Origin of the sequence: Photorhabdus hainanensis (assembly GCF_018448965.1) — a bacterium.
Taxonomy (GTDB): domain Bacteria; phylum Pseudomonadota; class Gammaproteobacteria; order Enterobacterales; family Enterobacteriaceae; genus Photorhabdus; species Photorhabdus akhurstii.
Window position 1 is genome coordinate 89,416 of sequence record NZ_RCWD01000016.1, and the last position, 25,558, is coordinate 114,973.

The 25,558-nt window shown below is 44.3% G+C and carries 29 protein-coding genes and 1 riboswitch; of the genes, 8 read left to right on the top strand and 21 right to left on the bottom strand.

Features of this window, described 5'->3' with window-relative positions; all coding sequences use genetic code 11:
* Positions 1-15 precede the first annotated feature (15 nt).
* Positions 16-243 carry a hypothetical protein gene (locus EAE92_RS11910; RefSeq protein ID WP_214068236.1) on the bottom strand — a complete coding sequence of 76 codons (228 nt, stop codon included), beginning with the start codon at positions 241-243 and terminating at the stop codon, positions 16-18.
* Positions 225-869 carry a hypothetical protein gene (locus tag EAE92_RS11915; RefSeq protein ID WP_036777360.1) on the bottom strand — a complete coding sequence of 215 codons (645 nt, stop codon included), beginning with the start codon at positions 867-869 and terminating at the stop codon, positions 225-227. The genes EAE92_RS11910 and EAE92_RS11915 overlap by 19 nt, the downstream gene beginning before the upstream one ends.
* A gap of 320 nt (positions 870-1,189) precedes the next feature.
* Between EAE92_RS11915 and EAE92_RS11920 the strand changes: the two genes are divergently transcribed.
* Together EAE92_RS11920 and EAE92_RS11925 are read left to right on the top strand one after the other, a co-directional pair.
* Positions 1,190-1,609 (top strand): hypothetical protein, encoded by a 420-nt coding sequence (locus EAE92_RS11920; RefSeq protein ID WP_214068237.1) that lies wholly within the window; start codon positions 1,190-1,192, stop codon positions 1,607-1,609.
* A gap of 56 nt (positions 1,610-1,665) precedes the next feature.
* Positions 1,666-2,067 carry a hypothetical protein gene (locus EAE92_RS11925; protein ID WP_214068238.1) on the top strand — a complete coding sequence of 134 codons (402 nt, stop codon included), beginning with the start codon at positions 1,666-1,668 and terminating at the stop codon, positions 2,065-2,067.
* 456 nt (positions 2,068-2,523) lie between these two features.
* Here the strand turns inward: EAE92_RS11925 and EAE92_RS11930 are convergent, their stop codons facing one another.
* Together EAE92_RS11930 and EAE92_RS11935 are read right to left on the bottom strand one after the other, a co-directional pair.
* Positions 2,524-3,354, bottom strand: a complete 831-nt coding sequence (locus EAE92_RS11930; protein WP_214068239.1) for a DUF4225 domain-containing protein — start codon at positions 3,352-3,354, stop codon at positions 2,524-2,526.
* Between the two features lie 7 nt (positions 3,355-3,361).
* The gene (locus tag EAE92_RS11935; protein WP_036777364.1) at positions 3,362-3,841 is read right to left on the bottom strand and encodes an Hcp family type VI secretion system effector; all 480 of its coding nucleotides are present in this window, start codon (positions 3,839-3,841) and stop codon (positions 3,362-3,364) included.
* 585 nt (positions 3,842-4,426) lie between these two features.
* On the opposite strand from EAE92_RS11935, the gene EAE92_RS11940 reads away from it, so the two are divergent.
* Positions 4,427-4,729: an addiction module antidote protein gene (locus EAE92_RS11940; RefSeq protein WP_214068240.1), complete on the top strand. Its 303-nt coding sequence runs from the start codon at positions 4,427-4,429 to the stop codon at positions 4,727-4,729.
* 111 nt (positions 4,730-4,840) lie between these two features.
* On the opposite strand, the gene cobT is transcribed toward EAE92_RS11940, so the two are convergent.
* Positions 4,841-5,890 carry a nicotinate-nucleotide--dimethylbenzimidazole phosphoribosyltransferase gene (gene cobT, locus EAE92_RS11945; protein ID WP_214068241.1) on the bottom strand — a complete coding sequence of 350 codons (1,050 nt, stop codon included), beginning with the start codon at positions 5,888-5,890 and terminating at the stop codon, positions 4,841-4,843.
* Between the two features lie 4 nt (positions 5,891-5,894).
* A complete protein-coding gene (locus tag EAE92_RS11950; RefSeq protein WP_214068242.1) occupies positions 5,895-6,512 on the bottom strand; it encodes an adenosylcobalamin/alpha-ribazole phosphatase in 618 nt (205 codons plus the stop codon).
* A 377-nt stretch (positions 6,513-6,889) separates the two neighbouring features.
* On the opposite strand from EAE92_RS11950, the gene EAE92_RS11955 reads away from it, so the two are divergent.
* On the top strand, positions 6,890-7,186 hold the full coding sequence (locus EAE92_RS11955) for a type II toxin-antitoxin system RelE/ParE family toxin (RefSeq protein WP_214068243.1): 297 nt from the start codon (positions 6,890-6,892) through the stop codon (positions 7,184-7,186).
* Between the two features lie 9 nt (positions 7,187-7,195).
* On the top strand, positions 7,196-7,501 hold the full coding sequence (locus EAE92_RS11960; RefSeq protein ID WP_040149073.1) for a HigA family addiction module antitoxin: 306 nt from the start codon (positions 7,196-7,198) through the stop codon (positions 7,499-7,501).
* A 46-nt stretch (positions 7,502-7,547) separates the two neighbouring features.
* On the opposite strand, the gene cobS is transcribed toward EAE92_RS11960, so the two are convergent.
* From cobS to EAE92_RS12035, 15 genes are all read right to left on the bottom strand, one after another.
* Positions 7,548-8,294 (bottom strand): adenosylcobinamide-GDP ribazoletransferase, encoded by a 747-nt coding sequence (gene cobS / locus EAE92_RS11965; RefSeq protein ID WP_214068244.1) that lies wholly within the window; start codon positions 8,292-8,294, stop codon positions 7,548-7,550.
* On the bottom strand, positions 8,291-8,836 hold the full coding sequence (gene cobU / locus EAE92_RS11970; protein ID WP_105395115.1) for a bifunctional adenosylcobinamide kinase/adenosylcobinamide-phosphate guanylyltransferase: 546 nt from the start codon (positions 8,834-8,836) through the stop codon (positions 8,291-8,293). Before cobU ends, cobS begins: the two co-directional genes overlap by 4 nt.
* Complete coding sequence (locus EAE92_RS11975; protein WP_214068245.1) at positions 8,833-10,371, bottom strand: cobyric acid synthase; 1,539 nt, start codon at positions 10,369-10,371, stop codon at positions 8,833-8,835. Before EAE92_RS11975 ends, cobU begins: the two co-directional genes overlap by 4 nt.
* A gap of 198 nt (positions 10,372-10,569) precedes the next feature.
* Positions 10,570-11,283 carry a cobalt-factor II C(20)-methyltransferase gene (locus tag EAE92_RS11980; protein ID WP_214068246.1) on the bottom strand — a complete coding sequence of 238 codons (714 nt, stop codon included), beginning with the start codon at positions 11,281-11,283 and terminating at the stop codon, positions 10,570-10,572.
* The gene (gene cbiK, locus EAE92_RS11985) at positions 11,283-12,077 is read right to left on the bottom strand and encodes a sirohydrochlorin cobaltochelatase (RefSeq protein WP_214068247.1); all 795 of its coding nucleotides are present in this window, start codon (positions 12,075-12,077) and stop codon (positions 11,283-11,285) included. The genes EAE92_RS11980 and cbiK overlap by 1 nt, the downstream gene beginning before the upstream one ends.
* Before the next feature lie 13 nt (positions 12,078-12,090).
* On the bottom strand, positions 12,091-12,876 hold the full coding sequence (locus EAE92_RS11990) for a cobalt-precorrin-6A reductase (protein ID WP_214068248.1): 786 nt from the start codon (positions 12,874-12,876) through the stop codon (positions 12,091-12,093).
* Entirely contained in the window at positions 12,873-13,598 is a 726-nt protein-coding gene (locus tag EAE92_RS11995; RefSeq protein WP_036777387.1) for a precorrin-3B C(17)-methyltransferase, read from the bottom strand. Before EAE92_RS11995 ends, EAE92_RS11990 begins: the two co-directional genes overlap by 4 nt.
* Entirely contained in the window at positions 13,592-14,668 is a 1,077-nt protein-coding gene (gene cbiG / locus EAE92_RS12000) for a cobalt-precorrin 5A hydrolase (protein ID WP_214068249.1), read from the bottom strand. The genes EAE92_RS11995 and cbiG overlap by 7 nt, the downstream gene beginning before the upstream one ends.
* On the bottom strand, positions 14,649-15,422 hold the full coding sequence (locus tag EAE92_RS12005; protein ID WP_214039875.1) for a cobalt-precorrin-4 methyltransferase: 774 nt from the start codon (positions 15,420-15,422) through the stop codon (positions 14,649-14,651). The genes cbiG and EAE92_RS12005 overlap by 20 nt, the downstream gene beginning before the upstream one ends.
* A complete protein-coding gene (locus EAE92_RS12010; RefSeq protein ID WP_036777392.1) occupies positions 15,415-15,984 on the bottom strand; it encodes a decarboxylating cobalt-precorrin-6B (C(15))-methyltransferase in 570 nt (189 codons plus the stop codon). Before EAE92_RS12010 ends, EAE92_RS12005 begins: the two co-directional genes overlap by 8 nt.
* Positions 15,974-16,576 (bottom strand): cobalt-precorrin-7 (C(5))-methyltransferase, encoded by a 603-nt coding sequence (locus EAE92_RS12015; protein WP_214068250.1) that lies wholly within the window; start codon positions 16,574-16,576, stop codon positions 15,974-15,976. Before EAE92_RS12015 ends, EAE92_RS12010 begins: the two co-directional genes overlap by 11 nt.
* Positions 16,573-17,724 carry a cobalt-precorrin-5B (C(1))-methyltransferase CbiD gene (gene cbiD / locus EAE92_RS12020; protein WP_046394977.1) on the bottom strand — a complete coding sequence of 384 codons (1,152 nt, stop codon included), beginning with the start codon at positions 17,722-17,724 and terminating at the stop codon, positions 16,573-16,575. Before cbiD ends, EAE92_RS12015 begins: the two co-directional genes overlap by 4 nt.
* The gene (locus EAE92_RS12025; RefSeq protein ID WP_046394978.1) at positions 17,721-18,353 is read right to left on the bottom strand and encodes a cobalt-precorrin-8 methylmutase; all 633 of its coding nucleotides are present in this window, start codon (positions 18,351-18,353) and stop codon (positions 17,721-17,723) included. Before EAE92_RS12025 ends, cbiD begins: the two co-directional genes overlap by 4 nt.
* 15 nt (positions 18,354-18,368) lie before the next feature.
* Complete coding sequence (cbiB, locus tag EAE92_RS12030) at positions 18,369-19,328, bottom strand: adenosylcobinamide-phosphate synthase CbiB (protein ID WP_046394979.1); 960 nt, start codon at positions 19,326-19,328, stop codon at positions 18,369-18,371.
* The gene (locus EAE92_RS12035; protein WP_214068251.1) at positions 19,325-20,707 is read right to left on the bottom strand and encodes a cobyrinic acid a,c-diamide synthase CobB; all 1,383 of its coding nucleotides are present in this window, start codon (positions 20,705-20,707) and stop codon (positions 19,325-19,327) included. Before EAE92_RS12035 ends, cbiB begins: the two co-directional genes overlap by 4 nt.
* Positions 20,708-20,808: 101 nt before the next feature.
* A riboswitch (cobalamin riboswitch) is annotated at positions 20,809-20,995 on the bottom strand.
* A gap of 471 nt (positions 20,996-21,466) precedes the next feature.
* Here EAE92_RS12035 and dmsD point away from each other — a divergent pair.
* The 3 genes from dmsD to EAE92_RS12050 all read left to right on the top strand — a co-directional run bounded on the left by dmsD (position 21,467) and on the right by EAE92_RS12050 (position 25,010).
* Positions 21,467-22,063 carry a Tat proofreading chaperone DmsD gene (gene dmsD / locus EAE92_RS12040; RefSeq protein ID WP_040149059.1) on the top strand — a complete coding sequence of 199 codons (597 nt, stop codon included), beginning with the start codon at positions 21,467-21,469 and terminating at the stop codon, positions 22,061-22,063.
* 421 nt (positions 22,064-22,484) lie between these two features.
* A complete protein-coding gene (locus EAE92_RS12045; RefSeq protein WP_214068252.1) occupies positions 22,485-23,999 on the top strand; it encodes a trypsin-like serine peptidase in 1,515 nt (504 codons plus the stop codon).
* Positions 24,000-24,437: 438 nt separating this feature from the next.
* The gene (locus EAE92_RS12050) at positions 24,438-25,010 is read left to right on the top strand and encodes a hypothetical protein (protein ID WP_214068253.1); all 573 of its coding nucleotides are present in this window, start codon (positions 24,438-24,440) and stop codon (positions 25,008-25,010) included.
* Positions 25,011-25,558: the final 548 nt, after the last annotated feature.

The following is a 25,558-nucleotide window of genomic DNA, read 5'->3' on the forward strand; positions in this document are numbered from 1 at the left end:
TATACTCTATGGATTTCAAGATGCTTCGCGACGGCAAGGGAGCAAATCCCCGGAAGCATAGATAACTATATGACCGGGGTGAGCGAGTGCAGCCAATAAAGAGGCAACTTGAAAGATGACGGGTATAAACAATAATCTTTCATTTAAGTGGAAACTCCCTTTTACTTCATTAAGAAAATCATCAATATAAAAATAGGATGGCAGGCCAAAACCTGCCTCCTGCTTTATTGATTGCCTAACCATAAATGCGATATAACTTCCAGTTCTGCATTTAGAATACTGCTAATGTTGTAGAATTCAATTTTATAGTAATTAACAACATTAGGAGGTGATGCAAGTATTTCCGTCTTACCGGAGTAAATATCAATATAGCTATACTGATTATAATGTCCAAACGGACCAGCCCAATAATTTACAGCCCTAATATTTGCCATGCTATTGTTTTTTATAATTGCGTCACTGAAATCAGTGGGTAATACTGCATTACCAGAATTATAAATTACATATGCATCGTTAGAATTCATATGTACCATTCTTGATGGAATTCCAGCTTTTTTCCACGCAGGGTCCATTACAAATTCAATTTCTGCAATTTCAGTATTGCTAAGATTGGTGACTACAATTTTATAGCGGTAAATAAGGTCACCAGGTCCGCCGAATATTTTAACTTCGCTAGGATAAACATCAACATGACTATATTGATGATAATCTCCAATCAGACGAGCCCAGTAATTTATAGCCCTAATTGGCGCCATACTCTTGTTTTTTATAATTGCCGCTGGGACTGTATTGGGCACTGCAATATTTTTATTACTATAAATCTCAACGGTTTGAAGAGGACCTATAGATACAGTTTTTTTCAATGACATTATTCTTCTCCTCATTGTTTCTGTTATTTAGTAACATATATGACAGGTAGTTTTATCTGTAAAATTCAACTTAACACTTTCCCAAAACAGTTAAATATTGAAATTTGTCAGCACAGTGAAAAAATCAGATACTGTTTTTTCGCGTTATCTATTCTAATAACACTTTTTTCTCTCATTTCTATTACGGCAGCAGCACCATACTACTAAATACAACAAACTTTAGAAAAACAGATCTAAATAATGCATTTATTAGGTATAATAAAACCGTAATTATGTTATGATAAGTCATTAGATCAACAAAATATTATGAGATTGAATAGATGGATTTGGAAAAATTAAGGAAATTAACCCTCAGTAGTGGATTCACATTTAAAGAGCTTCTTATGATGCAAAGGACCTTTAAAAATCTTGATGATGATGAAAGAAAATATGTGATAAAGTATTATACAAAAAGCGATAACATTTACAACGTTATAATAGTGCTTGCTGAAGATGCAGGCGATCCCGTTTTATTTTTTGCTCTCATTTATGTAGGTTACATAATAATGGAAGTTTTCCTCTATGACGAAAATTCAATGTCCCATTTATCATTAATATCGATCATTTATATCATTTCAACAATTATATGCATATGCTATAAATCTTTTTATCACCGCTATCGTTATAATTTTTTAACATGCGTAAAATTAGTCATTTTCTATATTCGTCTCAAAATAAAAGAAAAATTTAAACAGTTATAAAGAATAAGTATTTTACGGCAAGCAACTTATATAGTTAAAAAAATGAGTTTAAACAAATGAACTTAATTGACTTAAGAAAATTAATATTAAATAGTAGATTCACCTTAAAAGAATTGCTTAAGATAAAGAGAAACTTTATTACCTTATATAAAGATGAGCCTGATATTTATGATAGATACCAAAGCAAAACAGATTGCTTTTGTCATTATCTGTTACTTATAGCTGAAGAAGTCGCTATACCATTGATATATTTGACTCCAATTTGCTTATTTATGATAACAGGTATGTTTTTCAGTGATATGGCATATGGAATTCCATTAATGACATCTATTTACTTATTCTTTACAATTTTTTTCTTAATTTATTATAGCTTCTCTGTTAGATGCAATCCTATCACAGGATTAAAATTAGCAACATTCTATATTCGTTTTAAAATAAAAAATAAATTTAATCCTTGAGTTAACCAATAAAACATGATAAAAATAATAAATTATAGAACCAAATAAATTCGAGTCTAAATAAATGAACCTAACTGAATTAAGAAAATTAATATTAAATAGTGGATTCACCTTAAAAGAATTACTTAAAATGAAGAGGAACTTTATTACCTTATATAAAGATGACCCCGATGTTTATGATAAATACCAAAGCAAAACAGATTGTTTTTGTCATTATCTGTTACTTATAGCTGAAGAGATCGCTATGCCATTATTATTTTTCACTCCAACTTCCTTATTTATAATAGCAGGTATGTTTTTCAGTGATATGGCATATGGAATTCCATTAATGTTTTCAATTTACTTGTTTATTTCAATCTCATCTTCTGTTTATTACAGTTTTTCCGTTAGATGTCATTTAATCACAGGTTCAAAATTGCTAGTTTTCTATATTCGTTTTAAAATAAAAAATAAATTTCAATCATTATTAAGTTTATCTATGTCATCCATCAAAAGTTTGACCTTATAGAAACTACCAGATATCTGGATGGTTAAAATAGGATTTGGTGTTAACCGCCATTTTCTGGCAAGATCCGAATTAATATATCTGAACAATTTCCCTGCCCCCGGTTTAACCGGATAACCTCCAGATATATTATTCTTAGATTTAACTGGTTTAAGCTTGAGCATCCCATACGTTCCATATAGACTTGCCACTAAATCAACTGAACTATAAGAAACATCAGCTACATCATTATCATAATTTAAAGCATTAGAGACATATCGATAACCTTTCCTAAGCCAACCTATATCTTGATTCTCATAAAGAATCGGAGTAATAGACTCATAAGCACTATTAACTCCATGAGCCACTAAAACAGCCCCTATTGATTGAACCCTTTTAGATCTTACAACTCTCCCTGAATGAATTACCGCAACCCCAGCAACTGACTGAACAATACCAGCAACAACCCCACCGCCTATTTTTGCATATTTAACCACGCCGTGATCTTCAAATATATCGGTTACAATATATTTGGTATAATCCTTACGCCTTAAAACCTGATATTCTTTTTCCGTTACTTCATATTCATCTTTTACTTCATAAACCAATCTCTTTTTTTCATTTACATCAAATGTATTTTTAAACTCACGTGTTTTTATATTAACAAAATCATCAATTTCTTTTAAATATGACATTCTCAATTGGCTATCTTCTATAAAAAAGCTGGCAGCCAAGTGTGCTTTACGCTTCAATAATGAAGCGTAATTATTTAAATCATAAGAAAGATGAGATATCCCTTTCATAAAAGCCTCAGTAAACGTTATCTTCCCATATGCTATATGCACTGGTGCCGGACATAATATGTTCCCACGTTATTGATTTATACATCAAAGATAAACTCTCCTGTGGCTGGCATTCATTATGTGTAGATGAATTTGGATAAAACCCATTCAATGCACAGATATATGCACCGGTAAGTTTTATCTTATAATATAGTTCTAAACCACCTTTAGTTGATGTTCTGTAAAAATAAAAAATACATTGCAGCGATTCTTTATTCGTTATAGCCAATCCCAAAAGAGGAGAAGATTTATCTATTGGCTTTCTTATCTCAACCGGCTGATGGTTAACATGTTGACCTCTGGTTATATTAGAAGTCAATTCATAAACAAATATATGGTCTTCATGACCAAGCTGACATGTGTTACCAATAGAATCAACCGTTGAACATCCTTGTGATATCAAACCTTGCTTATCACCCCTAATTTCTAAATAGATTATATTCGCCATAGAAAACCATCAGTTAGTCAATATTTCAAAAACATGAATATATATTATCTTGATAAGAAATATAATATAGATATTGGGTTCACTGCCAAAGAATGTGATAAACCGCATAACAAGGAAAATTCAGATAATCATTTTGTGTTAAAAATAGAATATAACTCTGGTGAATATTCCATTTAAATCAAACCTGAACTCATTTTTAACCCAAAACAACTACGTATAATGAGAGTCATTGGCAATCAAATATTACGAAATCTATTTACTGAAATCTTTAAAATTATCATCCAAGAACAATGAACTCATATAAAAATGGCTATTTAACAATAAAGTATTATTGGGATAAATAATTCTTCTTTGATATTTAGATGTTGCAACATCAATATAAATGAGACTATCAACGCCTTCTTACTATAAGCTAGATTTATTACTGATAATTTTTTCAACTTGTTAACGAGTAGCTTTTAAGCTTTATTATGCTCTAGCAGGAAAGAAAGTCGTTCTGCTGTTACTGGGTGGAGACAAACGAAAACAGCAAGCCGACATAAGCAAAGCAATTGAGTATTGGAGAGATTACCAACAGAGGAAACCATGAGTAGATCACGTAGTCACGATGAAGCAGTCATTGAAATGCTCCGTAAAGACCCTGAGTTCGCTGAAATATACCTTCACACTGCTTTTGAAGAACTTGATGAAGAGGGCGGAGAAGCTGGCTTTTTACTAGCACTTCGCCATGTTGTTGAAGCACGTAGCGGTATGTCACTGGTCTCCGAACGAACTGGACTTTCACGCGAAACTTTATACCGAGCATTATCACCTAAAGGCAATCCCACACTGAAAACCATGAAGAAGGTTATTCATGCGACCGGTCTGACTTTCGCAGCTATTGCATAATAGGCAATAGCCCAAATCCCATCTCGTTTTCTCGGCGTTATCCTTTCCTAAGATGATAACGCTTTTTCTCTCACCCCCTTACGGATGCGGGTTATCAAATTACCCTGATAATTAACACGGCAATACAATATTACTTTCAGCGAGTAGTCCCATATTGTTATACATAGCGCAAGCCGCATCCACCAAATGCATCGCCAACGCAGCACCGCTCCCCTCCCCCAAGCGCATGTCCAAATGTAGATAAGGTTCCAGTTGCAAATGCTGCAACGCGATAATTGAGCCTTTCTCTGCCGATAAATGCGAAGGGATCAGGTAATGACGTACATCAGGAGCAATTCGACAAGCGGCCAGCGCCGCCGCGTAAGAAGGGAATCCATCCAGAATCACCGGCAAGCCGGCAGAGGCGGCGCCAAGCATTACGCCCGTCATACCCACCAAGTCATAACCTCCAACCTTGGCCAATACATCAATGCTATCTCTGACATCAGGCCGATTGATTTCAATCGCCTGCTGCACAACCGCCACTTTGTGATGCAAGCGTTCTCTGGGGAAGTTAGCCCCAACTCCTACAATCTGTTGTGGATCGTTGTCGGTAAAGACGCTGACCACAGCCGCCGCCGGTGTGGTATTCGCCATACCCAATTCACCCACACCAAATAGTTTCACACCGTTTGCAACCTGTTCCAGCGTTAAGTGTGCGCTTGCCAATAGCAAATCTTCGGCTTGCCGGCGGCTCATTGCCGGTCCTTGAGCAATGTTGCCACTGCCACGCCCCATCTTCATGTTCACTAATCCCGGCACAGGATCACTGTCAATGCCCACATCCACAACTTTCACATCCGCGCCCGCATTCGCCGCCAATACGCAAACACCGGTGATCCCTTTCATCATATTCTGCGCATGAATAGCCGTCGCCGACTTAGGCGATATAGTCACGCCTTCGTCATAAACCCCATTATCCGCAACCATCACAATAATCTGCTTACGATCAATATGATGGCCCGATAATCCCCGCATGCCGGCAAGTTGAATCGCCAGATGTTCCAGACGTCCGAAGCTGCCTGTTGGTTTAACCAGCCCATTCAATCGAGTCTCAGTACGCGCCATCGCAACATTATCCAACGGCACAATAGCATTAATGATCGATGAAAATGTTTGCATGGTGTTATTTCCGTGTCTCAAGCTGCCAGTCACTCCGGTTATTAAATGTGCGCAAGGTAGTCAATCCATGTTGAATTTCCACTACACTGTATGTTCCCTGTTCAAAATGAAAGTGCCACATAGCAGCAGGCGGCATAGCCAGCAGACGCGCCAGCAACAAGCCCAATACCCCCTGATGAGCGACTAATAACAGATTATGCTGACTTTCTTGTATCAGCAGATGCTGAACCACATTTTCTATCCGGGCCGCAAATGCCGGAAAGGTTTCCCCTCCGGTCGGTGCTGCCTGTTGCCAATCCGCTAACCAAGCAGCCCAAGCCTCAGCATCTTCATGCTGCAAATCGCGGTGATGGCGCATTTCCCATACGCCAAAATGCATCTCATTGAGTTGCATATCAATGGTAGCTGACAGCGCATGACCGGCCAGAATAATCTCCGCAGTATGACGCGCCCGCCGTAATGTGCTGCTTATCGCTTGCGAAAATGTCACTGACGATAGATAGCGGGCAACTTGCCAAGCCTGATTGATTCCCGTTTCGGTCAACGCCACATCCGTCATCCCACAGAAAACACCACTCAGATTCGCTTCCGTCTGACCGTGCCGAACCAAAAATAGTCGCATTGTTGTTACTCTACCTCAGATGTTTTTTAGAGCTGTTAATTCAAACTCGTTTTTTTAGATTGATAGGTGACAACCACTCCGACTCCCCTCCAAGGGAAAAAACTTATTTGAGAATGTTTTTTAACCGGCCAAACATTGCTTCTATAGGATAACGTTTTCTCAGAATGCCCTATCCTAATAGCGATAGCACCTTTTTCATCAGGTGAGCATAAAACGCTGCGAGCTATGTCACTGCTCATTCGCACAGATAAAGTATTTCTGTTTTACAATTCCAGCGTATCATATGTTTTTTAGGGGCATTTTGTTCCTTTTTGGTTTCACTATGCTTCCATTTTGGGTACAATTCTTTTATCAAGAGTGAACTAGAGGAAAGGCCAATGATTGGTAGTTTTAGGGATGGAGAAACAGGCTCATTGGCAAAGTTCTACTTTGACAACATTCGAGGAGGAGACATACCCGCTACTATCATAAATCCTTTACGTAGAAAGCTTTCTCTTCTGGAGGCCTCCACTACAGAGAAATCACTGTTTTCTCCTCGTAGTAATAACTATGAGCGCCTTTCAGGAAACTTAGATGGATGGTCTAGCATTCGTGTATCTATTCAATGGAGGCTCATTTTTCGCTGGCGTGATGGCCATGCTTATGATCTTTATCTTGATCCGCACAAATACTAAGGAGGCTTTATGGATACCAAAACAGCAGAACCTACCACTGTAGGTGAAATGTTGACTGAAGAGTTTTTGAAACCGTTGAAAATAACTCAACAACAGTTGGCGAATGCGATGGGTGTTTCTCGCAAGGTTATTGGCCAAATTGTGAATAATTCCCGTCGCCTATCCGTTGCAGAAGCCACACAATTGGCCGGTTTATTTGAAACGGATGAGGATTTTTGGATTAACCTTCAAGCAGCTCATGATCGCTGGGAAAGTCGCCAGATTTCCGCCCGTAAGCATTATGCACCTATTACTGTTATTCTCTCAGCCAGCTAATGATTAGCGTAAGATTAGGGAGTTGGACATTCTGTTAGGAGGTTACTCACAGTAGCGCCAGTAAAAACACCAACTCCCCGACTTCCACTGACGCACCAAGGGTATCACCGGTCTGACCGCCTAAACGGCGGTGCAAATACACCGCCAGCAACCCAATAATCAACAGCGTGATCGCCAATGCCAACACACCAGACCAGCGCATCAGTAGAACAATCAATATTGCCCCGCCTAACAATGTCAACAGTGTCTGACAACCATTAACCCGCCCGATATAAAGGTTCCCTAACCCAACGCCTTCACGGGCACAACGCTGGCGGTACATTAACAAGATAATCGCGCTCCTGCCCGCCACTGACGCAGCGGTTAAAGCCATTAACATGGGAGTACCACGCAAAGATAATTCACTCACCACCAGCACTTTCGCCAAAATAAGCAAGATCAACGCCAGTCCGCCATTGGTTCCCAAACGGCTATCACGCATAATCTCTAGCATTCTTTCCCGTTTACGGGCAGAAAACACGCCATCACAGGTATCAGCTAAACCATCAAGATGAAGCGCCCCAGTTAACAACGCCAGCGCTAATACGTAACCCAGTGCCGCCAAGGGAGCGCCACACCAAGGAGTCAGCAAGGTAAAAACCGCCGCCGCAAGCATACCGACGATTAATCCAACCAATGGAAAACTCGCTATACCACGCACGTATTGATCGATTTCTAATCCCTGTGTCCAGCGCGATGGTACCGGAATGCGGGTCATAAATTGTAAGGTGGCAAGAAACAAGCGCAGATTCATTTAATTTTTACCTCAATTCCCGATACCATCAAAAATACTTCACTGGCAGCCGCCGCCAGCCGCTGGTTAACCCTCCCGGCAATATCGCGGAAATGGCGAGCCAGACGGTTCTCCGGCACAATGCCCATTCCCAGTTCGTTAGTGACCAGATATATCGGGGAAGTCATGCAAGTACAAGCCGCTAGCAGATCGCTAATTTGCTGCTGAATTCCCACCTCCAATACCGCAAAATCCATTTGTTCAGGTGGAGTCTCTCCGGCTTGCTCAAATAATAGGTTGGTAATTAAGGTGGTGATACATTCTAAGATAACTGCTTCTCCCGGTCGGGTTTGCGTCGAGATAACCGCACCGAGATCGCGATAGCCCTCCCATATACGCCAATGAGCCGGACGACTTTCGCGGTGCAGTCGTATACGTTCAGCCATTTCACTGTCTGTCACTACGGCAGTGGCAATATACAATACCTGTTCACTCGCTTGTGCCGCCAGTCTCTCCGCCAGCACACTTTTACCACTACGCGCCCCTCCAGTGATCAAAATCACGGAGCTGAACCTTGTCGATGGGTTTTCATACACTGATAAATCCGTTCTATATCCAGATGTTCGCGCATGGCTTTCGCCAGAAGGTCAAACTGAGTCTGTTTGTAGTGGGTATAATCCAGTGTTTTACCTTGATAAGCCGCCAATCCTCTGCGCTGACGCAAAGTATTAAGCAGAGCGCGGGTAAAATTAGCGCTATCAAACAAACCATGAATATAGCTGCCCATCACACTGCCCTGTCGATTAACCGCCCCATCACACCAATCACCGGACTGGCCGTTACGCTCGGTAATACAGGCAAACGGGGTTGCATCCGCTCCCAGTATCGATTTGCCCATATGAATTTCATAACCGCGAATAGGCTGATCGATACAGTCTGACAACAAGCCCGGCAATGCTGACAAGCTCTTACCGTTTACCCTAGTCGTTACTTTCTCGTGGGCAAAGCGAGTTTCCATATCCAGCAATCCAAGGCCCTCCATCTGTTCAATACCCGATTCCACGCCGTCAATGATCCGTTTCCCCAATATTTGATAACCACCGCAGATACCGATAACCGGAACACCCGCCTGATGTGCCGTTAACAAGGCATCCGCTAACCCGTTCTGCCTCAGCCATTGCAAATCTCCCAATGTGTTTTTGCTGCCGGGCAAGATAATCAGATCCGACGGCTGCAACGCTGATGGTTGAGTTACATAACGCAAACGAACATCCGGTTGCACCGCCAGCGCGTTAAAGTCAGTAAAATTAGCAATATGGGGCAGACGAATCACCGCAATATCCAACGCCTTTTCTGTCGCGCCATCATATTTGCCGGTTTGTAGCGCCACGCCGTCTTCATCTTCCAGATCAATATTCAACCAAGGCATGACTCCCAATACCGGCACTCCGGTCAAGGCTTCGATCTGCTCAATACCCGGCTGGAGCAAACTAACATCACCTCGGAATTTATTGATGATCACCCCTTTTACCCGCGCTTTCTCCTCCGGGCGTAGTAGCGCCAATGTGCCATAAATAGCCGCAAATACACCGCCGCGATCGATATCCGCTACCAACAGCACAGGGGCATCTACCATCTCCGCCATCCCCATATTGACTATATCTCGATCTCGCAGATTGATTTCCGCCGGGCTGCCAGCCCCCTCCAACACAATGACGTCATATTCACGGGCCAGACTGTGAAAAACCTCACAAATTTGCTGCTGTAAACTGGGTTTATATTGGTGATATTCCACCGCATTCATGCTACAGGCCACTTTTCCCATCAACACAACTTGAGCTTTACGCTCGCTGGTGGGTTTAAGCAATACCGGGTTCATCCGTACATCAGGTTCGATACCTGCCGCTTCTGCCTGAAAAATCTGCGCCCTGCCCATCTCTTCACCGTTAATAGTGATACCAGAATTCAGCGCCATATTCTGTGATTTAAACGGTGCGCAGCGATAACCATCTTGAACAAAGATACGGCACAATCCCGCAACCAATACACTTTTCCCAACATCGGATGCCGTACCCTGCAACATTAAAGACAAGCCCATTATGCTATCTCCTTTATATTGGTGTAGTAGAGCAAAAAGCGGCTCCTCAGTTTTATACCCGTCATCTTTCAAGTTGCCTCTTGTTCGCAATCACCCTTTATTGATGGAAAGGGTTGACCCGGCGATCAAAGTATCCCATTCGTCAATATTCGCCGCCATTGCCAACCCAATGAATATTTTTTGCTGCCATACCAGCGCTTATTTCTCAGTATGCCACTGTTTATTCACTAAAATGGTGGAGAAATAAGGTAATTTTTGATCGACGTCCACCTGATCTAAACGGCGCCAGCACTGTTCACTTGGCAATGTCGCATCCGCCATTAATAGGGCGTGTTCAAACAAATTCAGGCGTGCCAACAACGCACTCACAGTGGTAAAACGGTTATAAACTTTCATCAGCACCACGCAATCATGTGTTTGCAGCGCCTGTTCCAGCTCGGCTTCCGGCGCTGTACAAGACATTATCGCCATTGATTGCTGTTCCATCGCCAGTGGCAGTGCGGTACGCGCAGCAATCGCAGCAAAAGAGGTGATACCTGGGACAATTTCCAGCCACTCCTGCCGACCAATTCGCGCCAGTAAAAAGACCCAGGTACTGAATAACATGGCATCGCCAAGGGTAATAAAACCGACTTGCTGCCCTTTTGCCACTTCATCTTGCAGTTGTTGCGCCACTTCATCCCATACCGCCTGTTTCTCTTCGCCATTACTGTTCATCGGAAAATGGCAGGTACGAATTTCCGTGTGGGGCAACAGATATTCACGCACGATGGAGAGCGCCAGACTATCCCCTCCTTTACGTCCAGCGGGTGCGTAAAGCACATCAAGACGAGCGAGTATTCGAGCCGCGCGTACAGTAACCAAGTCACTGGCGCCGGGACCGACGCCTATAGCATAAAGTCTTCCATTCATCACACCACCTCCTGTTGTTCTGCCTGTAATGCGTCTGCCAGGTGTTGAACGAACATCTGACGAATCAACGGATTTTCACCTAATCCCTGTAACCAGGATTGGGTTTTGATCCCAACAGCTTCCAGTTGAGAACGCCACGAATCCGGCTCGTCTGATGCCATGTCGTTAATCGCATGATCGCCGGCCACTATCATTAATGGCATCAAATGTACTTTACGCACCGCCTGATGCCGCAAGCGGATGATGATATGGTCGATTTCCGGGTAGCTCTCCACCGCGCCAACCAACGCCGGGAAATTATGTGCGCTCATAAGATGATCAAGGCACGCATAGGCAGAAAAGGCATGATGGGTGGCGCCATGCCCCATAAACACCACGCGTTCATCCTCAGCTAATGGCGGCATCTGGCTTTTCAGGGCAACAAGCAGTTGTTGATAATCGGCAAAGCTGTTAAGCAGCGGTGTACCTACTACTAATCGTTGGAAATGATCGCTAAAGGAACGCATTTCATTGACGATCTTTTCATACTCGTCACCATTGATGACATGCAGGGATTGAATAGCGACATCCTGATAACCCTCTTTGACTAAACGCTCCAATGCCTGACGTGGGTTATCCACCTGTAGACCATCACGTCTTTTTAATTTACGGATGATCATCTCTGAGGTGAATGCACGATACAGATCGCGATCACGGTAAGCCGCTGCCAGTTGTTGTTCACAGACATCAATATTCTTTTGTCGGGTTTGATGATAGCTAGTACCAAAGCTGATGATTAATAGTGCTTTTTTCATTTTATTGCCCTCATTATTCCTGCCAATTGGCTAGGTGTTGGACAAACTCATCCAGCGAACTAATCTGCTCTCCGTCATCTCCGGGTAAAGTCGGTGTAGGTCGGCACACCACAACACAGGGAATATTAAGCGCCAGGCAGGGAGCGACTTTCTGTTGATATCCCCCCTCGGCCCCAGACTCTTTTGTGATCACCACATCAGGGTGACAAAATTCATACACTGCATGATTGAATTCAGCCGTAAATGGCCCACGCAACGCGATAATATGATCAACCCCCAATCCTAACGCTTCACACTGAATCAACACCTCGGCGGTCGGCAATACCCGTACCAACAACGTTTTTCCCGGTAGTAAACGCTGATATAGCTCCAGTTGCTTACTGCCGGTGGTGAGCAAGATCCGTTGCCCTAGTGTCCGGGCAACGTCGCAAGCCGCCTCAATACTATTCACTTTGTGCAACAGTGGATGGCTCAGTAAGTCAATCTCACTGGGCCGCTGATAACGAGTAAGCCGCAGTGACAAACGACGACAAGCTGTCATCACGTTTCGGCTTAGTGCATCTGCGTAAGGATGGGAAGCATCAATCACCCAACGTACCTTATGCCGATCAAAGTAATCCACCATCGCCTCGGCATCCATTCGCCCCACCACTACATCTCCCCGAATATCACCCGCCAGTTGTCTCCCTGCGTCAGTCGCAACAGAGAGCCGATAACGTGCTCCTGCTGCATCTAGTGCCTGACAGAGCAACCGGGCATCACTGGTTCCGCCAAAAACATGGATAGCCGGATGGCTCATAATTCATACCCCCGTGGCGTGATCATTAATCCATCACGGCAATAGGTCGTTTGATTGCCAACGATCACCAGACTGGTCATATCCACTGGAGAGAAATCCATCTCGCCAAACGTGGTAATCCATTTATCCTGTTTTTTACGTCCCGCCGCTTTTACTACGCCAACCGGCGTCTGTGCCGCTTTCCACGGCCGCATCAGTTCAAACGCTTTGGCAAGATGCCCTTCACGGCCACGGCTACGTGGGTTATAGAAACAAATAACAAAATCCGCTTGCGCGGCGGCAATAACACGTTTCTCAATCATCGGCCACGGCGTTAGCAGATCACTTAAACTGATATGACAAAAATCGTGCATCAATGGCGCTCCCAACAATGACGCCGCGGCAATACTGGCGGTGATCCCAGCGACCAATCTAACTTCAAGATCACATTGTTGCTGGCAAACCAATTCCAGCACTAAACCCGCCATGCCATAAATTCCCGCATCACCACTGCTGATCAAAGCAACCTTACGGCCGGACAACGCCAGATCGATCGCTCTCTGGCAGCGTTCAATCTCCTTGCACATCCCGGTCTTAATCACTTCTTTATCCATCGTCAGATGTTTAACTAAATGGGTGTAGGTTTTATAGCCGACAATAATTTCAGCTTCGCGGATCGCCTCAATGGCCTCCTGCGTCATCATGGATTCATTGCCTGGCCCAATGCCGATTACTGTTAACATGATTGTGATACCCCCAAAGTGATAGTGACGCCCTGCTGACGCAAGGTCCGACCAACCAATTTTCCTTCGCTCATCAACCAAGCGACAGGTTGTGAAACACTGCCAACTCCTATCGTCTGACGCACAAAATCGGAAGCAGGAAAGCGTTGCTCATGAAGACTTAATTCATTAACACTGAACAACTCAAACGGTACACGCCAACGCTGTGCAAGTTGATTCAGCGCCAGTTCATCCTTTTTAATGACAACACTGCCGATAGCCCGCAACGCCATCAGATCGAAATGGTTTTCCGCCATCTGTTGCTGCAATAGCTCAATCACTGTTTGCAATGGCGTATCCCGGCGACAACCAATCCCGGCCACCACTCGTTTCGGCACCAGTTTGTAAACCGGCAGAGGCAATCCCGGTAGAGACAATTCCGGCAACGAATCTCGCAATGTGATACATACCAGCGCATCCAGTTCTGGCAATTCCTCCAGACTCGCTACCGGGACAAAACCCCGGGTATCACACTGCTCACGTTCGTTAAGTAGTGGCTCATCCCACCACAACCCCACTTTTTGACCACTGACCAACATTTGATTTATCACCTTCACCACGTGGCGAAAATCCTGCATATCGGCATCTAATTGAGTGGCAAGGGTGTCTAACGCCGCCATCCCATTAACATCCGTGGCAGTTGTAATCACCGGATCAGCCCCTAATAACGCCGCCAAATGGTGAGTCAACGCGTTAGCCCCACCCACATGACCAGATAACAGGCTAATAACATGCTGCCCTCCTTCATCAATCACCACCACGGCGGGATCATGCATTTTGTCGTTTATGATTGGCGCAAGCATACGTACCGTGATGCCAAGCGCCGCCACCACTACCAACGCCGAATAGTGTTTAAATGCCTCGCGCAACGTGTCGCCAAAGCTGCCATTAAACGGCGTAAACCCCGGCTCCAACAACTTTTCGCTGGTAAAACAGGTCAGAGGAAGATGAGCTTGCAACCGACGTACCAGTCTGACCCCTCCCGGCGTCAGACAGAACACCGCAATCGACTCATGCCCGGCGATATTCATGGCTAAACCCCGCATCGTAAAGCTTGGAATAGTGGTACTCTTCTCCCAAAAAAGCACCGACCAGAATCAAAGCGGTTTTACGAATACCCGCTGCCTGTACTTTTTCAGCAATATCAGCCAACGTACCACGTACAGTAAGCGTGTCAGCCCAAGTCGCTTTGTATATCACCGCGACCGGCGTAGTCGCCGGATAGCCGCCGGCTTGAAGACGCGCAGCCACATGCCTCATTTTCTGTACAGAAAGATAAATCGCCATTGACGTTTGATGAGCGGCGAAGGATTCCAACTGTTCGAGCGGCGGCACCGGTGTACGCCCTTCAATCCGGGTAATGATCAAGCTTTGCGCCACTTCCGGCACGGTGTACTCCACTCCCAATTGCGCGGCTGCCCCAAGGAAAGCACTGACGCCCGGTATCGAGACAAAACTAATGCCCGCATCGGTCAAAGCTTCCCCTTGTTCGCGTATAGAACCGTACAACGAGAGATCGCCGGTTTGCAGTCGCACCACCAGCTTACCCGCACGTACACCCTCAACCATCAGCGCAACAATCTGTTCCAATGTCAGACCGGCGCTGTCATGGCACTCAGCCTCTGGCGGGCAATAATCCAACAGTTCGGTATTAATCAATGAACCAGCATAAATCACCACCTGTGCCTGTTGCAGCAAACGGTAGCCTTTTAAGGTGATCAACTCCTTATCACCCGGCCCGGCCCCGACAAACCACACTTTTCTGGGATCAAAATATTCAGACATCGATCTTCTCCTTGTAACAGGAAATTAGATAAGTCGGATTATTCGGTTTGAAATAGTGACCCGTACCCAAGGTCGCTAGAGTAGATGCTTGTAGCTGTATGCACTCCAATTGACTGATCTGACAGGTCCGCAAATGTTCCAGCGCATCATTCAGGTTATTCAGCAAAATGAAAGTCAGTACCAAACGGCCACCGGGGTGCATGTGATCCAGCGCCCAGTCGATCAAAGCGGTCAATTGCCCGCCACTTCCGCCAATAAACACCGCATCGGCCATAACATCCAATGCTAATGGGGCTTCTCCAGCAATGATCTCCACATTATGACAACCTAGCCGCTGACGATTCTCCCCAATCAAGGCTAGTGCCGCCGGGTTGCGTTCAATAGCAGTAACAGTCAGCTCCGGGAAGCGTAACGCCGCCTCCAACGCCACACTGCCCGTACCCGCTCCCACATCAATCAATTGGCTGGCATCGCTGAGTTCCAGCCGCTCCAGCGCCAATGCACGTACAGGTTCTTTGGTCATTGGCACTTTCTGTCCGCGTAAAAATTCATCATCTCTCATTTAGGATCACCACCACATTCATGTCATAGTCAGTCGCCACCGCTTCCGGCCGCAGACGGTGAATACGCTCATTAGGCAAAGAGAGGTTTTCACCAATAATCAATGTACGGCTCAGGCCACGCTCAATAATGGCCTCCGCAATCGCCCGCGGGCCGACGCGCCCATCAGTTACCATGCCTACTTTGTCGTGTTGCAGAAGCCAGCCAAAATCCGGGACCCGCCCGTGACTGCTGGTCAGATAGATATCGTTCATATCCAGCGCAGCTTTGGCACACAGATACTGAATTGAACTGATACCCGGAATGATGCGCAGATCATCTGCGGTAAAATATTCAGACAATAATTTGCCAATGCCATATAACAGCGGATCACCAGACGCTAACACCACAATCCGGCGTGTACTGTTGTTCTGTAGCCAAACAAGCAAACTCACCAGATCAGCATCCAGCACGCGGGTTTCATGGGTGACGCCGCTAAATATCTCCAGGTGGCGTCTACCGCCGACCAACACCTCCGCCTCAGTGATATAGTGCTGCGCCTGCGGTATCAGATACGCAGTATCGCCGGGACCAATTCCCACTACGGTGATCATCGCATTGCCTCCAAAATGTCGTTCAATGGGCGACTGGCGCCAAGTATCTGATTATCAAAAGAGAACATGATGGCATCACAGCACGGTGGGTTAACCGCAAAACGCAACATCTCACGCATGCGTTCACAAATGCGTTCAGCAATACGATCATAAACCGCTTGCAAGCCGTGTTCTGCTATCAGTTCCATTGCGGCTTCCGTGGTATCGCAGCGACTCACTTCCAATAACAGTTCCTGCGACGCTCCCATCAGTGCCAGATAAGCAATCAACGTTTCCATGCGGCCATCAGCGATATGGCTGTGGGTATGGAAAATTCCTGCGGCCACTTTCACCAGTTTGCCGGGATGCCCCACCAACATGATATGGCGGAACCCAAGCCGTACCGCTTCCTGCAACATGTAACCAACGAAGTTACTCATGGTCACTACTAGCTGACCATCAAGCCCCAATTGTTCACGCACAAAACGCTCACCGTGATTGCCCGGCACCAGAATGACCTTTTCAGCTCCAGCTGAACGTTTCATTTCCAGTTCTATCGCCAACGAACGTTTCCAACTCTCTTCCGACATTGGCGTAACGATACCGGTGGTGCCAATGATGGAAATACCGCCCAGTATTCCTAATCGCCCGTTATAAGTTTTCTTTGCTCGCTCTTCACCTTCCGGCGCGAAAATTTCCACCTCCGCGCCCCGTAAAGGGCCGATAGCCTCCCGTACCGCGGCCTCAATGGTTTGACGCGGTGTACGATTAATCGCAGAGCTGCCTACCGGTAATCCGACGCCTTTGCGGGTAACTGTACCCACACCTTCCCCGCCACGCAGATGGATCTCACCGTGATCGCATAGAGTGACACGGGCAAAAATCAGCATGCCATGCGTCGCATCTACGTCGTCGCCACCATCTTTCCGGATAGCAGCCGTCGCCTGCTGGCCTTCAATCAGCGGCTGTTCAACATTAAGACGTAATGTCACACCGGAAGGGGTAACAATAGAAACATGATCAATAACTTGCTGACGCAGTACCATTAATGCGGCAACCTTAGCGGCAGCGGTAGCACAGGAACCGGTGGTATAACCTTTGCGATACTGTTTACCGTTATGCCAGACGGTGTCGAGTTGCATGGTGTTTAATTGAACAGTGTCACTCATGGCGCCTCCCGCAATCGGTACAGAATGGCGTTGATAATCGCCGCCGCGATATTACTTCCCCCTTTACGGCCTGCGGCGGCGATACAAGGCAGTTCACTTTGCATCAACGCGGCTTTCGATTCCGCCGCGCCGACAAAACCGACAGGCACTCCAACCACCGCCAATGGTGAAGCCTGCCTTTCCAGCAAACGGAACAGCGCGGTTGGAGCGTTACCGAACACGAAGATTTTGTCGCCTTTTTCAGCCAGTGCGACATCTACCGCGGCCATAGAACGCGTAATACCCTGCGCTTTCGCCATCGCGACTACGCGCGGATCACTGATATAACAACGGCATTCACAGCCCATCTGATGTAACAGTGCCTTATTGATACCGGACTGAGCCATTGTCGTATCGGTATACAAGGTACATCCCCGACGCAATGCCTCTGTCATGCGGGCCAGCACACCCGGCGAGAACCATAAAATATCCAACCAGTCAAAATCTGCGGTGGTATGGATCACCCGTTTAATTACCGCTTCTTGCATCTCATCAACAAAACGGTAATCGGGGCGTTCGCTGGCAATAATATCGCCAATGATTGCAAAGCTATTCTGTTCAATTTGCTGAGGTTGCTGGAGGTAGTTCATATTGTTTGCCTTTTTCTAAGCCATTCCGACCAACAGTAAACGCAACAGCGCAAACAACAGTAAGGCCAGTTGCGAAGCTATCATCATCAAATAGATACTGCGCGGGATATCCATCAGCGCGATTTCACGGCGTTCATCACCAATCCAGGGTTTATCTACTCGTTCACCAAAATAACAATTCGGACCACCAAGGCGGATACCCAACGCTCCCGCAACCGTCGCTTCCGGCCAGCCGCAGTTAGGACTGGCGTGCTGATAACGATCACGCCAGCCGATACGCAGCGCCTGGCGAAAATCAAGCCGGATGAACCAGGCTGCCGCGCTCAATAACAGCCAGCTCAATCGCGCTGGCAACCAATTCGCCAGATCATCCATACGCGCAGAAACATACCCAATGGCGCGGTATTCCTGGGTTTTGTACCCCACCATTGAATCAAGGGTGTTAACCGCTTTATAAGCCATTGCCAACGGCGCACCACCAATCATCAAAAAAAACAGCGGAGCAATAACCCCATCAACGCTGTTTTCCGCCACTGTTTCCACCACTGCGCGTGTGATTTGCGGTGCATCCAGTTGAGAAGTATCTCGCCCGACAATCCATGACAATTGCTGGCGACTCTCATCCAAAGAGCCATGCCTCAATACGCTATGCACCTCTAGCGCGGTGTCACTCAGACAACGGCCAGCCAACAGGGTATAAATCATCCACACTTCGACCAGCCAGCCAATCCAAGGATGAATGGAGTACATCAGCCATAGGCATCCCCAACTTATCAGCCAGGTCAGCCCAACAACCACTATCCATAGCCCTGCTCCACCAACCTTCAATGCACGTTCACTGTGACAACAGCGCCGAACCGCCCGTTGTACCAGAGAGATAAGCTTACCAATCCAACGCACCGGATGAGGCCAATGTGGCGGATCACCTAACCAGCTATCGAGCAAGAAAGCAGCAAACCAGGCGGCAAGTGTCACAATAGCCTCCTTGCAGATCTCAACCAGCGATCAAGCAGGCTAGGACGCTGAGCAAAATGGATATGAAGATAACTGGCCAGTGTTTGTTGTACCTGATAGCCTCCGGCCCATTGCTGTATTGCCATCCCGTCACGCCATTTAGTACAGTCAAAGACAGAAGGTACTGAGCTAATAAAATCAGAATAATGAAACTCGTGGCCCCGTAAAATCTCACCTTTCGCGGCCAGTAAAGTGTCAAAACGGGCCTGCGCCTGACAGTAACCAAAGCGCATCAGCCGCGTACCCATATGGCTTTCCCCCGGCAGAATACCGGCCATCTGGTGGCTCGCCCCCTCACCGTCGGTCAACGATTTGCCAAGGTACATCAGGCCGCCGCATTCAGCATAAATGGGAACTTGACGATAATGAGCATCCTGTAAAGCTTCCCGCATGGCACTATTGGCAGCCAACTTAGCGGCATAGATTTCAGGATAACCACCACCGAGATAAATCATCTGACAATTGGGTAAACTGCGATCATGCAGTGGACTAAAACGGTGAATACGTACTCCCACCCGTTCCAACATCTCCAGATTATCTGGGTAATAAAAATTAAAGGCTTCATCATCTGCCAACGCTAACGTCAAGCCATCAGCCAATGCCGGATTAGGCAATAATGGCGCCTCGCCTTCTGGTAAAGCAGGACAGTCACAAAGCGCCAACAGACGATCAAGATTGATATACATCTCCACCTGTTGAGCCAACCGCTGCCAGCGAGCATCATTGTCAATCTGCTCTTGGGCAGGAATCAGGCCAAGATGACGAGACGGTAATGACACATCCTTCATCACGGGTAAACGCCCTAACACCGGAACACCGCAATAATGTTCAATCGCGTGACGAATAAGTTCGAAATGATTTTCAGAATTGACGCGGTTAACAATGACGCCCGCAATCGTTAGAGAGGGATCAAAACGACAAAAACCCAGAACAGTCGCGGCAACAGAAGTAGATACAGCCTTACCGTCCACCAGCAAAATCACCGGACATCCCAACTGTTTAGCCATTGCAGCGCTACTGCAATAGTTTGGGTTAGTACCATAACCATCATACAACCCCATCACACCTTCAATGACTGCCACATCAGCATGACGCATATGCTCATTATAAAGACCATTAAGGGTCGCGGGCGACAGCATAAATGCATCAAGATTACGAGATGCTACGCCACACACAGAGCTGTGCCAGCCGCTGTCCAGATAATCCGGCCCCACTTTAAACGGCTGGACAGCCAACCCTCTCAACATCAATGCCCGCAAAATGCCAAGGGTAACCGTAGTCTTACCACAGCCACTACCGGTACCGGCGATAACAAATGCCTTCCTGCCTGACCATTGCATAGAAAATTCCCGATATATCGATCGGAGAATGAGCGCCAATAAGACGTGCCAACACTGCGCACACCACTCGGATGACAACCCGCTTCCCACCGAAGGAGTTAATGTCTCATGCCTGTCAGGTCGGTCTTCTGGCTTAGCGTCACCCTTCCCCGCAACCTTCCCAGTCTTTCCGACCAGTGGCATCAGCGGAGTTGTCAGCATCACAGCAGCGGGGGCTGCGGAGGATTTTCACCTCCTTCCCAACCACACCATTAAGGTGTGGTATTAACCCAACGGCGGTCTATACCCGTCATCTTTCAAGTTGCCTCTTTGTTGGCTGCACTCACTTACCCCGGTCACATAGTTATCTATGCTCCCGGGGATTCGCTCCCTTGCCGCCGCGACGCATCTTGAAATCCATAGGGTTTGTTTATTTTTAACGTGGTCTACTTTTCAAGTTATTAAATCATTAGATAACTAATGATATATATTCACTTTTACCATAATAACCTTATTAAATTCGTTGAATTAAAATGTAGATTAAATATATTTTTCCATACCAATAAAGCCGGTAATTTTATTATTTTCGGCGATAAACTTATGCGCTTTATAATAAAAACCACCATCAATCTGGTGATAAAGATGGTAACAACACTGCAATAGATTAATCATTGATCATAATCAACTATCTATTCATATCACATAAGCTTATGATGTTTCTTATCGTAAAATCACTGCTCACATCATCTATATAACCACAAATCACAATGAGAACTACCTATGTTATTAGATACCTCCATACCTCGCATTCTTGGCGCCTGTTTTTATTACTCACCGAAATCAGAACAAGTGCGCCCGCTAATTCCATTACTTGCCGATATTAATAAATTATTTCCCTGGTTAAATAACTGTAAAATAGAAAACCTGACGAAAAAGATCGCCACCTTCTCAGCCGAATCTCTACAATATGACTACTCTATCCTGTTCGAAGGACAAGGTGTTATGCCAGCCCCACCTTGGGGATCGGTTTATCTGGACAGAGAAAACGCGTTATCAGGTGAAAGCACTCTAGCTTACCGGGAATTTCTGGCAAAACAGAATATCGTCCTGTCCAGTGAACAACGGGAACCCGAAGATCAATTCGGTCTGATGCTGCTGGCCTTAGTTTATATCTTAGAACAAGGACATAAACCTGCCGCACGCACACTACTGGAACAACATTTACTGCCGTGGGCCTACCGTTATCTGGAATTAGTTCAGACAACTAAACTGGAAAATGATTTTTATTCCATCTTAGCAACTATGACTATTGATTATTTAAAAACATTGCAAACTGAATTGAAACTTATTCCAGCAAGACCAAAATTATTTTTCTAACACTTTTATTATTCCACAACAAATGCTCCGGGTGATAAATTTAGTAACAACGAATAAATAGAAATTATCCCGGAGTTTAACTCTCATTGAATCAATTCATCCTTTATAACAACGAATTTATACCAGAAAAATCTTTATCGTCAGTTCTCGTTCCATTGAACGTTATAGCTCTATCGCAGTATATAAAACTATTTGGCTGATTTTTATGTTATTTATTATTGGCTATGTATAACTGGCATCCAATAGAATGATTTTATGCGCTAAAAAAACTGTCTATTAATTCATAAATTAATAAACATTAAATACTCATATAGAGGATTTATTAAAGTTCTAAAAACACTTAGCGATAATTCTTTCTTCATTGAATGTCTGTTTCCATTACATGGAAAGATTAAAAATGTAAACAACATGAGGTAAAAACATGAGAAAAACCTTTTTAGCTACACTTATTACAGGGATTATGTCAACAAGCTGTTACGTACAAGCACTTCCCGAAAATAACAGCGAGAATATTGCTAATCTACAAGACAATACCCGCAATGAAGCTCCATTATTAAAATCTACCGATCCGGGCGCTGAGAGATTTAAGCATGTGGGAAAACTGAGCGGTCGTGGACTATGTACCGCGACACTTATTGCCGGTTCAGAAACCCCTGATGCCAATCAACAAGCTCTTATTCTCTCCGCAGGCCATTGTTTTGACTCTTCATTAGATACCAATGAAGTAATAATTGATCAACCTGTAGGCCCTGGTTGGACATACACACCAAATTACTTTATTGACTTAATTAACGAACACCAACCTGTTGATATTGACAGAGTTTTATACGCAACAATGAAAGGCGGCGACCTTGCAGTTTTCAGACTTAAAGCAACTTATGGCGAGTTGGCAAATCGCGGAATACTGCCGGTGACTTTACAAAAAGATTATGAACCATCGGTAAATCAGCCGATTGAACTTGCCCATATTCCGGCCAATGGCATAGCGGGTGATAAACGCTATCTACGCTATTCGGCTTGCTCCATTACTGGAAAAACCCCTCTTGTGTATGAAGGTATATGGTCTTGGTCTCCGGCCGTTTCTGTTGATTGCGCCGGTGTTTCGGGAGGAACTTCTGGTTCACCGGTTATATTGAAAGATAATCCCCAGATAATTGGCGTATTAAATACCACCGTCGATCAAAATTACACGGGTTGCGGTCTTAATCGGCCTTGTGAGTTGGTTAAGGATAAAGGTTTTTCACGTGAAGGTGACAGTTATTACATTCCTGTTGATAAAATTGCACGTGCATTTACCCCTGATGGAAAACTGGATTTAAGTAAATTTGATGATGGAAAAGGGATCACTATTAACGCTGGCGGCCCGCTGATTACCAAGAGTACAGTTAACAACAAACCTGCCACCTGGAATTTACATCTTGAGGAGCAGGGTTTTGATAATATTCGCTATAAAGGAGGACTTGCGAGTAATACTGATTGTTCAGATCCTAAAGGATACAGCAAACCTATTCCAGTCACGACACAACCGCTGAATAAACTTACCGTTCCTGCCAAAGAAGGAGTTTACGCAATGTGTGTCATTGGACAACATTCTGCAAATAAAAACTGGCAGAGTACGTCTAACGCATCAATAAAATTACGTGAAATTGATAACACGCCTCCGGCAATAAAACCAACAACAAGATTAGTTTTTGAAACAGAGGATAGTTGGATTGTTGATCCTATCTTCAACCCCTATGAAATTGTTGACTTACGTATAAAGTCAGGACCATTAAAATCCACAAAATGCGACGATGACACAGGTTACTCTATTTATAGAAGAATCCCAATTTCTCTTAAAAAGAAAGATTCCCCAGTACGCTTTTGTGTATATGGCTTAGATCAAGCGGGTAACAGAAGCCCAATATTTTTTAATGATTTCAAAGTTAAAAAATAAATCTCTAAAACTGGCCAGCATTTGCTGGCCTTTTTTATTCTCACTTATAAATATAAAATCAATTAAAACTTCTCGATTTCTCTCAAGTCCAATGTGATAAACATCACCTCTAATCATATTAAAACAACAAACATATAGGTGATACTTTTTTTATAATTGATGAAATTATTTTAAAGTTAGACAAAACCTTTTTGTTATTATTTACATAATAAACCACATCTATAAAAGACATATTCACCAACATTCCACCAGATTACATCCTGATATATATCAGGAATCTAATCTTAAAAAAAACAATTCAACAGATAAAAATATGAATTATACTTATAATTATCGTTACGATATCAATAACGTTCAACAACACTTGCTTAAGTGCAAATAAAATAACGTTTAATGTGATGGCATGTTGAATAATTTCATCATAAGGAGTTTATTAATATGATCATTTTGAAAACTTTAATTGGTACAGCTATTGTAATTTTAGCTTCGTCAACACAACTAGCTTTAGCTGATGAGACAAAAGAAAACATTACCGATAAGGAGGCAACATTAGAAGTTTCAGAAGGTAAAATTTCCAATTTATCAGCCACATATGCACTACAAATTAAAAACTCATCAGCGACAAAGAGTATTACCCTTGTTACGCAATCATCTAGTTGCATGTACGATAGTGGGGACGAAAAAATACGTTTAGAGGCAGGTCAAACCTATCTGGGAAATCTAAAGGATAACAATAACTGGGTAGAGGGATGTACAAATGAAACTAAAACTGTCGATTGGAGTGTTAGCTATATTAATGTTGCCAATACAGATACAGAAAATTGCACACTAACATTTAGGCATGGTCGTGGTCATGCAAATTCAGATGGATCTGGCCCAGAATGGTATACATTGATTAAAGGGTGTCCTGATATCGTTGAGAATGCCATCTGCGGAGGCCAGATTTGTTATAATAGCCAAGCTTTTTGGGTAAGAAATCGAAGTGTGAATATAGAGTTCTCCGTTAAATAAATTTGGATGTGTTAGTTGAAATTTAATCTAAAAATTGAGAGTTGCCTGTTTTGATGTGGTTACCAAATCCTATACAAAATTTCAGATAACTCTCCAATTCATTTAGCTATAACAAATCTCCAGAATTAGAATATGCAAAGCAGCAAAAGACGGTGACTGATACAGTTCATAATTAATCCGTTTCCATCATGATTGGGGAGATGCGTGTTTTGCCAACATATGTGATCTATTTCGATCATTTTTAGTACATTTTATACACAAAAATTGATTGCAATTAAACCAATCACAGTGCCGTTCCCCATAATCGTCATTCTGGTCATTTATTAACACATGGATATAGCCAGTTTTTACCCTTTCTATCCCCATTTAACGCCCTAGCCTACTGCTTCGACACGATTTGTTGTTAATTTATGGCTTCTATAAAACCTTGGTTTGATGGAAACGGTGAGTTTGGCGAGGAATGCTGTGTCAACGGTCAGCGGAGGGACAATCAAAGCTGGACTAAATGTGCAAAGCGTACTAATTGTCGGAATAAATCAAAATAAAAG